Annotated in this window: 14 protein-coding genes; 7 read left to right on the top strand and 7 right to left on the bottom strand. The window is 72.2% G+C overall.

Going from position 1 to position 14,692, the window contains the following annotated elements; translation table 11 throughout:
- Positions 1-79: 79 nt before the first annotated feature.
- The 6 genes from G011_RS0114630 to G011_RS0114605 all read right to left on the bottom strand — a co-directional run bounded on the left by G011_RS0114630 (position 80) and on the right by G011_RS0114605 (position 8,143).
- Positions 80-622: an FHA domain-containing protein gene (locus G011_RS0114630; RefSeq protein WP_013152508.1), complete on the bottom strand. Its 543-nt coding sequence runs from the start codon at positions 620-622 to the stop codon at positions 80-82.
- 625 nt (positions 623-1,247) lie between these two features.
- A complete protein-coding gene (locus G011_RS0114625; protein WP_013152507.1) occupies positions 1,248-3,749 on the bottom strand; it encodes a mannose-1-phosphate guanyltransferase in 2,502 nt (833 codons plus the stop codon).
- A 200-nt stretch (positions 3,750-3,949) separates the two neighbouring features.
- Entirely contained in the window at positions 3,950-4,705 is a 756-nt protein-coding gene (locus G011_RS0114620; RefSeq protein WP_013152506.1) for a CDP-alcohol phosphatidyltransferase family protein, read from the bottom strand.
- A gap of 264 nt (positions 4,706-4,969) precedes the next feature.
- On the bottom strand, positions 4,970-6,361 hold the full coding sequence (locus G011_RS0114615; RefSeq protein ID WP_019609131.1) for an NAD(P)/FAD-dependent oxidoreductase: 1,392 nt from the start codon (positions 6,359-6,361) through the stop codon (positions 4,970-4,972).
- A gap of 108 nt (positions 6,362-6,469) precedes the next feature.
- Positions 6,470-7,345, bottom strand: coding sequence for a PRC and DUF2382 domain-containing protein (locus G011_RS0114610; RefSeq protein ID WP_019609130.1), 876 nt, complete (start codon positions 7,343-7,345; stop codon positions 6,470-6,472).
- A gap of 189 nt (positions 7,346-7,534) precedes the next feature.
- Positions 7,535-8,143 carry a DUF6309 family protein gene (locus tag G011_RS0114605; RefSeq protein ID WP_019609129.1) on the bottom strand — a complete coding sequence of 203 codons (609 nt, stop codon included), beginning with the start codon at positions 8,141-8,143 and terminating at the stop codon, positions 7,535-7,537.
- A 324-nt stretch (positions 8,144-8,467) separates the two neighbouring features.
- Here G011_RS0114605 and G011_RS0114600 point away from each other — a divergent pair, with 324 nt between their 5' ends.
- The 3 genes from G011_RS0114600 to G011_RS0114590 all read left to right on the top strand — a co-directional run bounded on the left by G011_RS0114600 (position 8,468) and on the right by G011_RS0114590 (position 11,098).
- Positions 8,468-9,025: a chorismate mutase gene (locus tag G011_RS0114600; protein ID WP_019609128.1), complete on the top strand. Its 558-nt coding sequence runs from the start codon at positions 8,468-8,470 to the stop codon at positions 9,023-9,025.
- Positions 9,026-9,401: 376 nt separating this feature from the next.
- A complete protein-coding gene (locus tag G011_RS30610) occupies positions 9,402-10,379 on the top strand; it encodes a hypothetical protein (protein WP_019609127.1) in 978 nt (325 codons plus the stop codon).
- Positions 10,379-11,098 (top strand): hypothetical protein, encoded by a 720-nt coding sequence (locus G011_RS0114590; protein WP_019609126.1) that lies wholly within the window; start codon positions 10,379-10,381, stop codon positions 11,096-11,098. Before G011_RS30610 ends, G011_RS0114590 begins: the two co-directional genes overlap by 1 nt.
- Before the next feature lie 120 nt (positions 11,099-11,218).
- Here G011_RS0114590 and G011_RS0114585 read toward each other — a convergent pair whose 3' ends face one another.
- Entirely contained in the window at positions 11,219-12,901 is a 1,683-nt protein-coding gene (locus tag G011_RS0114585) for an RICIN domain-containing protein (protein ID WP_026338311.1), read from the bottom strand.
- Positions 12,902-13,246: 345 nt separating this feature from the next.
- On the opposite strand from G011_RS0114585, the gene G011_RS29860 reads away from it, so the two are divergent.
- From G011_RS29860 to G011_RS0114565, 4 genes are all read left to right on the top strand, one after another.
- Positions 13,247-13,645, top strand: a complete 399-nt coding sequence (locus tag G011_RS29860; RefSeq protein WP_019609125.1) for a hypothetical protein — start codon at positions 13,247-13,249, stop codon at positions 13,643-13,645.
- Positions 13,642-13,803 carry a hypothetical protein gene (locus G011_RS31770; protein WP_019609124.1) on the top strand — a complete coding sequence of 54 codons (162 nt, stop codon included), beginning with the start codon at positions 13,642-13,644 and terminating at the stop codon, positions 13,801-13,803. Before G011_RS29860 ends, G011_RS31770 begins: the two co-directional genes overlap by 4 nt.
- A 90-nt stretch (positions 13,804-13,893) precedes the next feature.
- Positions 13,894-14,112 carry a hypothetical protein gene (locus tag G011_RS0114570; RefSeq protein ID WP_019609123.1) on the top strand — a complete coding sequence of 73 codons (219 nt, stop codon included), beginning with the start codon at positions 13,894-13,896 and terminating at the stop codon, positions 14,110-14,112.
- Positions 14,109-14,669: a DUF6879 family protein gene (locus G011_RS0114565; RefSeq protein WP_019609122.1), complete on the top strand. Its 561-nt coding sequence runs from the start codon at positions 14,109-14,111 to the stop codon at positions 14,667-14,669. Before G011_RS0114570 ends, G011_RS0114565 begins: the two co-directional genes overlap by 4 nt.
- Positions 14,670-14,692: the final 23 nt, after the last annotated feature.

The following is a 14,692-nucleotide window of genomic DNA, read 5'->3' as shown; positions in this document are numbered from 1 at the left end:
CGTTACAAAGTTCTCCGGCGGCGGGGGGCCGCAAACCTCATCGGCCCACCCGCCGCTCCCGCGGTCGTCCCCGCGCCGGTCAGCGGCGCGGTTTGGTCAGCAGGACCATCCGGAACTTGCCGATCTGGATCTCGTCGCCTCCGCCGAGCTGGGCCTCGTCGACCGGCTCGCGGTTGACGTAGGTGCCGTTGAGGCTGCCCACGTCGCGGACTCCGAACCCGTCGCCGCGGCGGAAGAACTCCACGTGGCGCCGGGAGACGGTGACGTCGTCCAGGAAGATGTCGCTGTTGGGGTGGCGGCCGGCGGTGGTCACGTCACTGTCCAGCAGGAAACGGCTCCCGGCGTTGGGGCCGCGCCTGACCACCAGCAGAGCCGTGCCCGGCGGCAGAGCGTCGGGGTTGGCGGGGTCGTCGCCGCCCAGCTCGTCGCCGGACTCCTCCTCTTCCAGGGCCTGTATGCCCGAGAGGGAGATGGTGGACGTGACGTCTCCGCCGGAGTCCCTGCCAGTGCCGGGTCGGGGGCCCTGCTGTTCGGCTCTGCGGATCGGAGTTCCGCAGTGGGAGCAGAAACGGGCATCATCCGCAACGGCGTGACCGCACTGCGTGCAGTAAACGCTCGACATAGGTCGGCTCGGCCTCCTACCGCACGGGGCGGTGCTTGATTGGGCTGATCGGTGGCACGTACCGGGCGTCGGGCGGGCACGCGGCCCGCACGCCGTCCGGTACGCGGTGAGACGGCCCGCTGTCGCGGCAGCGGTGCGCCTCACACGGTCGGTCGCTAGGTCTCATCCCCCGTGTCGCACTCCTTGTCACCACCGGCGAGGGTGTCCGCCGTTGCCGGGATACCCGGTCCGATAGGCGACGCGGCGCTTCGGGGAACACTCGACTTTAAACCATATCCCTGTCCAGGAAGGGTTTTGCTCCTCCCCCGCCCACTGTGGACGACCCGTCGAAAACGGATCGCCGAGCGGTGTGCCCGCCGTCGCGGAGGGTGTCCGGCGACGGCGGCGGGCCGGATCGGGGCAACACGCCTGTCCTGGTGCTGATGCCGTGTCGGCGGGTTTGGTTCTCCACGGATCCCCCTGGATTCGCACCGACTTCACCGGACCGCCACGACCTGCCTGTATGCCCATTTTAACCCGCGGGGTCACGCACGGTAGGGACCGCGCCCGCGTACCGGGCGTGACAACGCGGGTACGCGCCGCGCGGGCGCGGACGGACGACCCGTCCGCGCCCGCGCGACCCGCCTCAGCCCTCGGCCCGTTCCACGACGGCCGCCCACTCGTCCAGCAGACGGTGTGCGGTGTCGGAGTTGGGACCTTCGGCCCAAAGATGGGTGACGGCCTCCGCGGTGTCGGGCAGGACCAGGGCCCAGCTCCCGTCCGGCTCGATCACCCGGACGCCGTCGGTGGTGTCGAGTTCTCGGCCGCCAGCCGCCTCCACGACGGCGCGCATCACGCTCCCCTTGACAGCCCACGGGGTGGGCACCGAACGGCGCAGCAGGTGCGCCTGGGGGATCGTGCGGTCGATCTGGCTCAGCGAGCGGCGGGTCCTGGCCACCAGCGCCAGCAGCCGCACGAAGGCGGCGATGGCGTCGGTGGTGGGGCTGAACCGCGGCACGATGAACCCGCCGCGGCCGTCGCCCGCGAAGATGACGTCGTCCTGGGCCTGGACCGCCTTGGTCAGCTCGTCGGTGGCCGTGGCCGTCCAGTGGACCTTGACCCCGTGCGAGGCGGCCACGGTCTCGGCGACGCGGGTGGTGGTGACGGGCAGGGCCACCGTCCCGGTCCCGTACTCGGCGCAGACCAGCTCCAGGACGACCAGCAGGGCCCGGTCGCTGTGCACCAGGGCGCCGTTCTCGTCCACGATGGACAGCCGTTCGGCCACGGGGTCGAAGCGCACGCCGAAGTCGGCTCCCGATCCCGAGACCAGCTCGCCCAGCCGCCCCAGGTCGCGGTTCTGCTTGGCGACGGTGTCGGTGGGCGAGGATTCGTCCAGCCGGTTGTTGACGGTGAGCACGTCCACGCCGATCCGGCCCAGCAGGGAGGGCAGGATGAGCGAGCCGCTGCCCCCGGCGCAGTCCACCACGACCTTGAGTTCGGCCTCGGCGACGCCGGAGGTGTCCACCTTGCGCAGCAGCTCGTGGGAGTAGCTCTCCACGTTGCGCGACGGGAAGGTCAGCTCGCCGATCTCGCCGGGGAAGGCCCGGCGGTACTCGGCGCGGGAGAAGACCCGGTCGAGCTTGCGCTGGGCGCCGGGCGACAGGTCGGCGCCGTCGCCGTCCAGGAACAGGATGTCGACCGACTCGGGGTCCCCCGGGGTGGTGCGCACCGTGATGCCGCCGCTGACGCCGCTCTGGGAGGTGTGGAAGCGTGCCACCGGCAGCGGCACCACCTCCAGGTCGCGCACCTCGATGGCGGCCGCGGTGAGCGCGCTGATGATCGCGCGCTTGAGCGTACGGGCGGCGCGCGAGACGTCACGCGAGGTGGTGACGATCGCGCCCTTCTTCAGGGTGGTGGCGTAGGCGTTGGCCAGGCGCACCGCCAGTTCCGGGGTGATCTCGACGTTGATCAGGCCGGACACGCCCCGGGGGCCGAACAGCGAGCGCTGCCCGCGCGACTCCCAGATGACGTTGGTGCTGACCACCGCACCGGCCTCGATGGTCTTGAACGGGTAGACCTTGACGTCGTTGTGCAGGTAGGCCTCGGACTCGACGACGCAGTCCTCGCCCACGACCGCGCCCTCCTCGATCCGGGCGGCCGCCATGACGTCGGTGTTCTTGCCGATGACGGCGCCGCGCAGGTTGGCGCCGCGGCCGATGAACACGTTGTCGTGCAGGACCGTGCGGTGGGCGAAGGCCTCCGAGCGCACGACGGTGTTGCTGCCGACCACGGTGAACTCGCGCAACTCGGCGCCCGCCTCGACCTTGGCGTAGTCGCCGATGTAGAGCGGGCCCTTGAGGACGGCCTCGGGGTGGACCTCGGCGCCCTCGCCGACCCACACCCCCGGGGAGACCTCGAAGCCGTCGATGTCCACGTCCACCTTGCCCGAGAGCACGTCGGCCTGGGCGCTGAGGTAGCTCTCGTGGGTGCCCACGTCCTCCCAGTAGCCGTCGGCGATGTAGCCGTAGAGGGGCTCGCCCTCCTCCAGCAGCTGGGGGAAGACGTCACCGGACCAGTCGACGACCTCGCCCTCGGCGACGCGTTCGAGGACCTCCGGCTCCATGATGTAGATGCCGGTGTTGACGGTGTCGGAGAAGACCTGGCCCCAGGTGGGCTTCTCCAGGAAGCGCTGGACGCGTCCCTGCTCGTCGACGATGATGATGCCGAACTCCAGCGGGTTCTCCACCCGCTTGAGGCCGATGGTGACCTTGGCGCCGCTCTCGCGGTGGAAGCGGACCATGTCGGTCAGGTCGATGTCGGTGAGGGCGTCACCGGAGATGACGATGAAGGGCTCGCCGCGCAGGTGCTCCTCGGCGTTCTTGACGCTGCCCGCCGTGCCGAGCGGCACCTCCTCGGCGACGTAGCTGAGCTTCATGCCCAGCTCCTCGCCGTCGCCGAAGTAGTTGCGGATGAGGGTGGCCAGGAACTGCACGGTGACCACGGTCTCGGTGAAGCCGTGCTTGCGCAGCAGGCGCAGCACGTGCTCCATGATGGGTTTGTTGACCACCGGCAGAAGCGGTTTGGGCTGGTTGGCCGTCATGGGGCGCAGGCGGGTTCCCTCACCGCCCGCCATCACGACGGCCTTCATCGGAGGCGTGGTGGCCTCCGGGGTGGTGTCTGCGGCCTGGCTCATCGCCGGTACCTCCGTACCGCTGGGCCGCCGGTGCGCGCCGCGTGGGGATGGTGTTCGGAGCGCACGCCGTTGCGGGCGGCGGGACATGTTCTCATGCGGAGACGACACTCCCTCTCGATCCGACAGGACTCGTGGTGAGCCGGTCCGCGTGCGGATCAGGGGCCGGTCCGTCCCTGGTCCGGGCGGATCGGTCGGTCCGCGCCCTCGGCGGCCGCGCCGGGGTCGCCGTCAGCGGTCGCCGGTGCGGCTGGACCGGGTCGGTCCTGGGCGTGACCGCGCACGGGGTCGCTGTCGCCCACGGCCCTGGGGCCGCCGGTGCGATCAGCGCCTTCGTCGCGGCGGGTCTGGGCCATCAGGCGCAGTCCCTGTACGGCGTAGAGCAGTCCGGCCCACCAGTACAGAGCAGTTCCCCAGAGCGCGAAGGCCCAACCTATAATTCTCGCCACATCTGCGGCGATCGTGGCGTAACCAGCGAGGAACAGCAGCGGGAACGAGTACAGCAGGCACAGCGTGGCGGCCTTGCCCGCGAAGTTGACCGGCAGGGGTCCGTAGCCGAAGTGGCGCAGGAGCGGCAGGGCTCCCAGGATGAGGACGTCGCGCAGCACGAGGATGCCCATGAGCCACCAGGGCACGATGCCGCGGATGACCAGGCCGAGCAGGGCGGCGAAGATGTAGAGCCGGTCCGCGAGGGGGTCGAGCACGGTTCCCAGGCGCGAGGTCTGGTTCCAGGCGCGGGCGATCTTGCCGTCGAGCCAGTCGCTCAGGCCCGCCAGGGCCAGCACGAGCAGGGCCCACCAGTCGGCCTGGGGCACCAGCACGAGCCACAGGAACAGGGGCACGCCCAACAGCCGGAGCATGCTCAGTAGGTTGGGAACCGTCCAGACGCGGTCACTGACCGCCGGGCTGACCACATCGCCCCCCGCCGTGTGTCTGCCTTCTTGCGCGGATCGCCCCATGGCGCCAACGATAACGGGCGGGAGGGTCGTTTCCCGCCATCGTGGGTCCACCGGCCCTGGTCGGAGGACGGCCGCACCCCGATCGTACCGTGTACGCTTTGCGGCCTTCCCGGACGCGGCCCCTCACCACCGTCCAACGCGGGGCGGCCCGGCGGGGTTCCCGGTCCGCTGCTCCGGTCCCGGCCCCACCGGTCCACCCGGGGTCGCGCGGTGACGGGCTCACAGCTCCAGGATGCGCTCGGCCTCCCTGCGGCCCGAGAGCAGGGCGCCGTGCACGGTGGCCGTGTGCTCGGTCTCGGTCGCCTCTCCCCCGAAGAACAGCCGTTCGCCGACCGGCTCACCCAACGCCACCCTGTCCTCGTCCCCCGACCCCACGGCGGTGAAGGAGAAGCTGCCCCGGGCGAACGGGTCGTCCATCCAGTGGGTGAGGTGGTGGCCGACGGGTTCGGGCACCTTGCGGAACAGGCCGCGCAGCGAGTCCAGCGCGTGCCCGACCACGTCGGCCTCGTCCTTCTCCTCCAGGAACCGGGCCGCATTGCCGCCGTTGCGGCAGACCAGGATCGGCGCCCCCATGACCCGCTGTCCCGCGTACCAGTGGAACCAGGTTCCCTCCTCGGTCCCCAGGTGCACCAGGACCTCGGCGTCGCCCCAGAAGACCTCCTCGAAGCGCAGGAACAGCTTCTCCAGGCGGCCGCTGCCCAGGCGCCGGACGGCTCCGGCCTTGTCCTCGGGCAGAGCCGGGTCGAAGTCGACCCCTCCGGCCTTGAGCACGCCCAGGGGCAGCGTCACCAGGACCCGGTCGGCGGTCAGGGTCTCCTCCCCGTCGGGCGTGTCCACGCGGACGCCCGCGCCGTCCCCGTCGTGGAAGACCGACCGCACCACGTGCTCCAGGCGCACGTCCAGCCCCCGGGCCAGGTGGTCGGTGACCTGGGCCATGCCGTCCGGGAAGACGACGTCGTCGCCGCTGAACTCGTGCAGGGCCGCCACCGCGGTGAAGGCGACCTCGTCGGCGTCGGCGCCGTGGTCGCCCTCCACGAGGCGGTGCACGATCTCGTTGGCGTCGCGGGCCCTGGCCCGCACCAGGTTGGCGTCGTAGAGGGCCTGCTTGATGCCCTCCTCCATCGACTCCTGAGGTGTGGCCCCGACGTTGTCCCAGTACATGTGCTCGTGCAGGAGGTTGACGTCCTCCATGTTGCGGCGGTGGCGGTCGAAGAGCAGCCTGCGGCCCTTGGGGTCGTAGGCGGTCTCGGTGGAGCGGTTGAACACGGTCGTGCGGACGCCGATCTCGCGGACCAGACGCGCGAAGGGGTTGTTCTCCTCACCGCGTATCCAGGAGGCGCCCACGTCCAGGGTGGCCGACGTGCCGTCCCACTCGCGCAGGGAGTGGACGCGCCCGCCCAGGCGGTCGCGGGCCTCCACGACGGTGACGCGCTCACCCTCCTCGGCGAGCCGGTCGGCGGCGGCCAGACCGGCGACGCCCGCGCCCACCACGATGGTGTGCCCGCGCCCGGGTGAGGCCTCGCGCCCGCGCGGCGGGGACGCCGTCTCCCGCTCCCTCTCCTCGTCCCCGCCCTCGGTGGTCTCCTCGCTGACGTCCCCCGGCTCAGTCATGTACCTCCCCCTCCGTGTGGGCGCGCGACAGCGGTGCGCACGCGTCGTCCCCGGACCGTGTGTCCGGGGACGACTCCGGCCCTGGCCGGGCCCGGCCGTGCGGCCGGGTCAGGCGTTGGCGGGCGGCTCCCCCTCGTCGTCCTCCAGCTCGACCCGCTCGCGGCGGCGCTGGCCCTGGACGTGCTCGTCGCGGGTCACGTCGCGCTTGCGGACGTGGACCTCCTCGACGGGGACCTGCTCCTTGGAGACGACCGGGCGCTCCTCGTAGAGCGTGAAGGTCTCCTCGTCCTCGCCCATCTCCCGGGGCTCGCGCACCGCGGAGGGGTCGTCCACCGGGCGGCGCTCGACCTGGAGCTCGTCGTGGTGCAGCGGGACCGTCTCGTCGAACTGCTCGGTCTCGACGTACTTGTGCATGCGGGCGTGCCCGGCCTCACGCCGCTCCACGCCGATGTCCACGCGCTCCTCCGAACGCGTCATCGAGATGTCGTCGCGCTCGTCCGCCCTCGCCCGGTCGCGGTCGCGCATACCGGCGTCGCGGTCGCGCATGGCGGCGTCGCCGGCCATGCCCCCCGCCGCTCCTCCGGCGGCGCCCCCGGCCACGTCCTCCCGGCCGGTGGTCTGCGGCCCGGGGCCGCGGCCCATCGCGGTCTCCTCACCCCGCATCGGGGGGCCGCCGTGCTGCGCGTAGTACTGGCGGACCGTCTGCTCCTCCTCGGGAGAGATGTGCCGGTCGGCGTCGATGTGCGGGGCGTCCTTGACGACGGACTTGTCGTAGGGGACCCGGATGTCCTCCTCCACGGGCTGGGAGCCCTGGAGCGGGACGAGGGTCTCGTGCCTGCCGAACAGGCCGGTGTGCACGGACACCCAGCTCGGCTGGTCGGTGTTGTCGTCGAGGTAGACCTGGTTGATCTTGCCGACGTTGTGGCCCTCCCGATCGAGGACGTGGTGCCCGATCAGGTCTGCGGGTGTGCGATCGCGTGCCACGATGTCCCCCTAGTGGTTCGCGTGGTCGAGGGGCGGGTGCCCCAACGCTGTCCGCCCACCCCCTACCCGCCGTGAGCCGCGCGGACTAACGGCTCACCCAAGCCGCTACCGAGTCCGGGGCGAGTGTTGGCGCTCCCTTTGCCCCGGGCGGCCGCGCGTTGACGGAGTCGGGAGGCTCGGCCCCTCGGGTCAAGCCTCCTTGGTGTCGGCGGTGGCCTCGGCTGGGGCCGTCGCGGAGGGACGGGACGCGGAGGGGGCGTCCGGGTCGCGGAGGTCGGGCAGGGGACCGGCCAGGTAGGCCTCCAGGAGGGGCCGCGAGGGGAGCCGGTCCGCCAGCGCCCAGGCGAGCATGCGGTGCAGGCCGTCCAGGTGGGTCACCGCGTCCGTGCGTTCGAACCGCTCGTAGAAGGGGTGGTCGAGGGCGCGCGAACTCAGGAACAGCGGCGCGTGGGCCGCGCCTGTGTGCCAGTCCAGCTTGCCCCAGCACACCGGGTTGCTGGCGGGGTACTCCCGGCGCCAGTCGGTGAGCGTGCCCAGGGTCTCGGCGACAGTCGCCCCGGCCGGGGGGACGAGTTCGCGCTCCCCGTACTCACCCGTGTGCCAGGGCAGGAGCACGGACAGGACGTCCTCGCGGTCCAGGGCGACCCGGTGCCACGTCCCGCCGAGCTGGCGGGTGGCCAGGGTCAGAGCGCTCTCGGCGTACGTGTTGGTGGCACGGGAGACCTCGTCCTCCAACGGGTGGGTGGCGCGGAAGCGCCGGAGGACGGTGTCGGGGGTGACGGGTTCGAGGATCTGCACGGGTTCGGTCCTCAGGTCGGTCCGCCGGGTGGCGGGCGGTCACGGGGGCGACGGTCGTGGAGGTTGAGCGGTCGCGGAGGTTGGGCGGTCATGGGGGGCGGCGGTCACGGGGGTCCAGGAACCACGGCGGCGACGGCGGTCCTGCGACGCGGGGGCCTCCGCGGCCCGTGATCGCGGCGGTTACCGCTGCCCGAAGGATAGACGGCCACAGCGCGTCGGGAAAGGGAACGCGCACTCCGCCACCACCCTTCGCATACGCCTCGACACGCAGGGATAGGATACGGGGGTCCCACCGCTCCCGACGTCGCCCCGAGGTCCTCGTCCATGCGCACCGCAGTCACCCTCGCCGCCGCCGTCGCGGCCCTGCTCCTGGCCTCCCCCACCGCCGCCGCGTCCGCCCCGCCGAACGGCCTGGATGCGGTCGTGCTCCTGTCCGCCGACCGGCTCGACACCGCTCCGCTGGTGGCCGCGGCCAAGTGGCACACCGGCGACCCCGTCGAGGCCCCCGAGCGCGAGGCGCGGGTCCTGGCCGCCGCCGAGCGGCGGGCCTCCGAACTCGGCGCGGACCCGGCGTCCGCCGTCGCGGTCACGCGCGACCAGATGGAGGCCAACAAGGTGGTCCAGCGCGGCCTGCACGCCCAGTGGTACGCACAGGCCGACCGGCGGCCCGAGCACGCGCCGGACCTGGCCGGGGTGCGCGCCGAACTGGACCGGATCACCCCCGCGCTGGTGGAGGCGCTGGCCGCCGCCGAGGAGGAGCGCACCGCCCCCGGCTGCGCGGCGCGGCTCGCGCGGAACACGGACGAGGCCGCGGCCGCGCGCGGACTCGACCGGTTGGCCTCGGCCGCCCTGGCCGGCTCGCTGGAGTCGGTCTGCGTCTGAGCCGGTGACCCGGGACCGCGCACGGGGGGCACGGGCGGGGCCGGACACCTCCGGGGCGGGCGGTGCCGGGCCCCAGGGTGCGGCGGCGTCAGCGGACGGTCCGGAGGTTGGAAGGCGTGGGACGGACGGCGCGAGCAGACGGCCCGGACGCCGGGAGACATGGGGCGGGCGGGTCACCGCTCCGAGCGGAGCGGCGCCGTCGAGGGCTTCTCTCGGCCGACCCCTCGTCCTGGGGGCTGGGGGTTCGTGGGCGGAGACGCCGTACCGGCGGACCGGCCGCCGCGTTCCGCGGCCCGGGGGGAGGATCTGTCGGGAGCGTCCGCTAGAACGGGAACCCCTGCCCCCGGCACCAGTGTTCCCGACAGGAGAGGCCGCCATGAGTCACAGCCCCGGACGCCCCGAGGACCTGCCCCGCCCGGAGGTGCTGTGGACCCGCGCCGGGGCGCTGGCCGCGCTGATGGCGGGGGTGGAGGACGACCTCGGGATCCTCTCCCTGGAGGACGGGGTACTGCGCTACCACGACGGCGGCAGCAGCGACTGGTACCTGGCCTGGTGCGGCGGTGACGGCCGGGCCGTGATCGTCGGCTACGACCGCGACACCAGCGACAGCACGGACAACGGCAAGCGCCCCGTCGACCTGTTCGCCGAGGCGCCCGCCTGGCTGCCCTGGGAGTGGATCGCGGCCCACGAGGCGCGCACGAACGTCGGGTTCGCCTACTGGTGGGACGGGCGGGCGTGGGCGCGCGGCCCCTACCCCGACGACTGGGAGGGCGACGGGCTGCGCCTGGACCGGTACGCGTCGGTGGAGGCGGCCGTGGACGCGATCGTCGGACTGCTCTTCGAGGGGTTCGCTCCCGAGGACGAGCACGGGGAGGCGCTGCTTCCGGAGCCGGGCGCCGCCCTCATGCGGCGCGCGCGGGAGGGCACGGTGGACGCGGACTCGCTCGCGGCGGTGCTGAGCGTCCTCGACACCCAGTACACGGACGAGGACGACGAATACGAGGCCCCCGGGTGGGACGCCGGGGCCGCACTGGCGGCGGCCGAGCGGCTCGGACTGACCCCGGGGTCGCGCCGCCCCTTCCTCCCCCTCGGCGAGGCCGTGCCCGAACGCCCCGCGCGCCCGGTCATCAGTGAGAGGACGCGGTCGCTGCTGCTGTGGGACGCGCTCCGCCGGGAGCCGGAACGGGACCGGCCCCCGGTCCCCGAGACCGGCGAGCTTCTCCGGGTCCTGGAGCGGGTACGCGCGCTGAGCCTGGCCGAGGGCGGCGAGGCCGTCGTGGAGTACACCTTCGCGGGGAACGGAGGGTCCTCGACGCGTCCGGCGAGGAGTTCAAGGACTACGACACGGACCTGATGGACCGCCTCGACGCCCTGCGCGCGGCCGAGGACGTCCGGGGGCGCGGCCGGTGGCTGTACCTGCGGCTGGCCGTGTCGGAGGAGGGGTACGACGCCCGGCGCCGCTACGACCGCTGGCCGGAGGATGCTCACGAACACCTCGTCGGCTACCTGCCGGAGACGGCGTACCGGCTGAACGGGGAGGGCGCCCTGCGGGCTCCGGAGTGGCGGCCCGCGTGGGCGGAACTGGTGGAGGACGAGACCCTCGTGCGTCCGCCCGCCCCGGCGCCGTCCGAACGGCCGAGCCGCCCGGTGGCCGTCCTGGACGAGGAGGGGCAGCGTGAGCTGCTGGGGAGGATCGCGGGGTTCCTGCCGCGGCCGGAGGGCTGGCGGGAGGCCGTGCTGGACGCCCGGTTCCTGGTGGGCTACGAACGGCTGCGGGTGAGCGTGGTCCTGGAGGACGGGACCGTGCGCGAGGGGCGCGGACACTACCGGCTCCCCGACCTGGTGCGGAATCTGCGGGCGGGCATGTACCGCCCGGGCCGGGGCGCCTGGTTCGGCCTCCGGTACACCGTGGGCCCGGACGGAAGCCGGGTGGAGGCCGACCACGACTCCGAGCCCGCCTTCGACATGGCCCCGCTGGACTTCGACTACGCCCTGGACCAGGCGTACTACCCGCGTTCGAGGGAGCACGTCCCCGCCTGGCTGGCGGAGCGCCTGGCCGCCGCGCGCGGCTGAGTGCCGGGCGGGGCCGGGCGCTCCGGGGCGGGCGACGCCGGGGCCCCAGGGGGTCGGGCCCCGGCGTCACGCGTGGTCAGGGCGCGTTCCGGCCGTGGTCGGGGTGTGGTCGGGGTGTGGTCAGCAGGTCTGGTCGCTGCTGCTTTGGAAGGTGACGTTGCGGACGGTCAGGTTCACCGAGCACGGGTTCTCGACCAGCGAGGTGTTGGCCAGCGTCAGGTTCTGGAACGTGACGTTCGAGGTGTTGGCGAACTCCGAGCGTGCCGCGATCCGGACGCTGCCCGGACCGGCGATCGTACCCCCGGAGAAGGTGACGTTGTGGCAGTTCTCGACCAGCACCGCGTTGTTGCCGGTCTGGGCGATGTCCACGCGGTCGATGACCGCGCCGCCGCTCTCGGAGACGCAGAAGACCCCCCGGCCGCCGCCGCGGGCCCGGACCTCGCCGACCCGGATGTTGGTCGGGTAGTCGCTGCCGATCCGCCCGTTGCGGTTGGCCATGCGGAAGGCCGCGTAACCGGTCCCGGCTCCGGCGCCCTCGGCGTCGACCCGGTCGATCACGGCGTTGACGGTGTTGTTGAGCAGCAGGCCCGAGGCGCCGACGTTCCTGGCGGTGACCGTGCCGATGTCCAGGCCGTCCACGCTGTAGGTCTCCACGCCGTGGTCGCTGGCTCCGGAGACGTGGACGTCGTCGATGGTGATGTCGCGCGTGGTGCGGTCGGCGTCGCTGCCCCGGCTGTCGATGCGCATGCCCATGCCGCTGGACAGGCGCAGGTCGATCTGACCGAAGTGCACGTTCTGCGAGCCGCGCACGAAGACGCCGAAGTACGGCGAGCCGGTCACGGACAGATGGGGGACGGAGACGTTCTGGGCGCTGCGGATCCGGACGGCGGCGTGGTCGGCGCCCACCGATCCGGACACGTGGATGGTGCCGCAGACCTCCAGCGAGGTGTGGCTGGGCAGGTCGAGCGAGGTGTTGGCGGGCATGGAACCGGAGCCGCGCACCACCACGCTCTGCTGGGAGGTGCGGCCGGAGTCGAGGCTGCCGACGGCCGCGCGCATGGCGGCGAGCATGTCGCCGCCGGTGTAGACGGTGCTGCCGCCGTTGCGGGCGGTCCAGGTGGAGCCGTTCTGCACCGCTTCGGCGTGGTGGGAGCCGCTGCCGCAGTCGCCGTCTCCCCCACCGCCGGTGTCGTCCACGCGGACCAGGTCCCAGACCTGGTTGGCGCCGCCGAGGGAGTCGTACTGCGACAGGCGGTCGCCCGGGGTGGTGCTCCACTCCCAGACCTCCAGGGCCTTGCCGCTGAGGCGGTTGATCAGCTGGACGCCGCCGCCGGTGTCCACGGGGCGCCACTGCTGGTTGGCGTTGCCGAGGTCGGTGAACTGGCGGATCTCGGCGCCGTTGGCGGTGGAGTGCTCCCAGACGTCGACGGCCTTACCGCTGTGGCGGTTGACCAGGCGGTAGTAGCCGTCGCCGGAGGGGACGAAGCGGAACTGCTGCCAGGGGCGGTCGGTGCGCTCCCACTGGATGATCCGCGCGCCGTCCTGGGTTCCGGCGCTCTCGACGTCGGCGACCAGGCCGCTGTGCTGGTTGCGCAGGACGTAGTAGGCGCCGGTGTCGATGTCGGCGGCCCGGGCGGGGGTGGTGGCGGCGGCGGAGAGGCCGCTCGCGCAGAGGACGACGGCCAGGGCGGAGTACAGGAGCCGCCGCAGACGTGATCCGGGCGAGAGGGGTCCGCGCGAGGGCGGGGAGGACGGCGGCGCGGTCCGGGGCGCGCCGGGGGGAACCGGGGGGTCGATGGGCACTGCTGCTCCTCTGTGCGAACTCCGGACGGCGGTGTCCGGAAGGAGTGGGGGGTGGGGAGCGCTCCCATTGCACCGGAAGCTAACACGAAAAACGTTTTTACGGTAGCCGTGCGACTACGGTCGGGAAGGGACCGGGTTCCGGAGGGCGGAGGGGCGGGGAACCCGCGCGGTCTTCTGCGCGCACCAGACGACCTGTACTGAAACGAGGTCTGGGAGAAGCCGTGCATCACGAAGCCCCGGAAGCGGGAGCGCTGCCGGGGCTCGACGCTGCGGGGATCCGGGAGGGGCGGAGCGTCTGGAGGTGACGGGGGTGGTGTCTGCCGCCTTCAGCGAGGAGACGAAGGGGTGCCACTCGGCGGAGCCGAAGGCCAGGTGCCCGGCTCCGTCGCCCGCCCGGACTCCGGACGCGGTTCCAGCCCTCCAGTTCCCGAGCGCACCCCGGAACCCGGCCCTGAAAGCAGGCTCGCGGCGCTGCGCCACCACAGCTGGACGGTCTGGTCCGGCCAGCACACCCACCAGTACTGGGCCGCGCACACCGGTCGCATGCGGCTGGTCCGCGCCGACACCCCGGAGGAGCTGATCCGCTCGGTCGCCGCCGTCACGACAGCACCGGGCATCTCCCCTTCCGTGGGCTCCACCGGAATCCCCGACCCTCAGCGGTGCCGCGACCGGCAGGCTTTCTTCCGCAACGGGCAGGAACCACCATGGAGAGAACAGGCTGACGTGATGGAGTGGAAACCGTGAACGAGGACGAGAGCAACGAACCAGCCGTCTCCGAGGAAGAGATTCAAGCCCTGCTCCACGCACTCGCCGCCGCAGATATCAAGCGGCTCGTGCGCGCGTCTCGTGAGGGCGACGGGGACGAAGTGGAGCAGATACGGAGAAGGTACGTGGGCGGGTAGGCCGAAGATGGCCACAAGCCCTACGGGGCAGGGCTTCCGTGTTAGCTTCGAGGCCCGAGGAACGTTCCTGAGAGGTCCGGACGGAGAGCCATGGAACTGGAACTGCTCGCCAAGGACGACAAGTCAGCCGACAGGGGCTGCCCCTCCGTCTACATCAGCGACACGGGTGACTTCGTCGTCCAGGGTGCTGGCCTCGACGACGCCGACTTCGCGAAGCTGGCCAACCCCCTGCCCGGCGAGACCGCGGTCCGCATCTCCCCCGAGATCGTCCTCGCCGCCGTCGAGCGTTACCAGCGGAGGGGGGCGTGACCCCTGAGGACGGTGGGTCCCGGCCCGTCAGCGAGGAGGAGTTCGACCGCTTCTTCGAGGACTGCCGCTACACGGCCTTCCGGTTGGAGACCCTCCAGGTCTACGACGTCGGCTACGAACAAGAAGCTTTTCGTCGCTTCCTGGACGACGGAGCAGTCATCACCACCAAATCCGACGGTGACTGGGCCCGCATCGTCGGCAGCGGGCGACGGTTCCGCCGTGTCCACGTCGTCGTCGAACCTCTGACGGACTACCTGCGGTTCGAGTGTGCATGGGGCTACCGCTCCAACGTCAAGGCGGGCGAGGACGTCAACATCCTGCCCGTGCGCGAGGATTCCTGGCCCGAGGGCGTCCCCCGGTCCGACTACTGGCTGTTCGACTCCGAGCGGCTGGTGAGGATGAACTACACGCCCGACGGCACCATGCTCGCCCCCGAACTGGTAACCGATCCCGAGCAGATCGTGCGGGCCAACGCGGTACGTGACCTGGCCCTGCACCTGTCCATCCCTTTCTCCGAGTACGAGAAGCGTTTCGACGCTGACATGCGATCCCTGTGACAGACACCGAAAACCACCGGACC

Source organism: Nocardiopsis sp. CNS-639, assembly GCF_000381685.1.
Taxonomy (GTDB): domain Bacteria; phylum Actinomycetota; class Actinomycetes; order Streptosporangiales; family Streptosporangiaceae; genus Nocardiopsis; species Nocardiopsis dassonvillei.
The sequence above is the reverse complement of the archived record's forward strand: the minus strand, read 5'-3'. Positions and strand labels throughout refer to the sequence as shown.

Bases quoted from the DNA above. Each gene is read 5' to 3' on its own strand.
- G011_RS0114630 (WP_013152508.1), bottom strand. From the start codon at position 622: ATGTCGAGCGTTTACTGCACGCAGTGCGGTCACGCCGTTGCGGATGAT.
- G011_RS0114625 (WP_013152507.1), bottom strand. From the start codon at position 3,749: ATGAAGGCCGTCGTGATGGCGGGCGGTGAGGGAACCCGCCTGCGCCCC.
- G011_RS0114615 (WP_019609131.1), bottom strand. From the start codon at position 6,361: ATGACTGAGCCGGGGGACGTCAGCGAGGAGACCACCGAGGGCGGGGAC.
- G011_RS0114600 (WP_019609128.1), top strand. From the start codon at position 8,468: ATGCGCACCGCAGTCACCCTCGCCGCCGCCGTCGCGGCCCTGCTCCTG.
- G011_RS30610 (WP_019609127.1), top strand. From the start codon at position 9,402: ATGAGTCACAGCCCCGGACGCCCCGAGGACCTGCCCCGCCCGGAGGTG.
- G011_RS0114590 (WP_019609126.1), top strand. From the start codon at position 10,379: ATGGACCGCCTCGACGCCCTGCGCGCGGCCGAGGACGTCCGGGGGCGC.
- G011_RS0114570 (WP_019609123.1), top strand. From the start codon at position 13,894: ATGGAACTGGAACTGCTCGCCAAGGACGACAAGTCAGCCGACAGGGGC.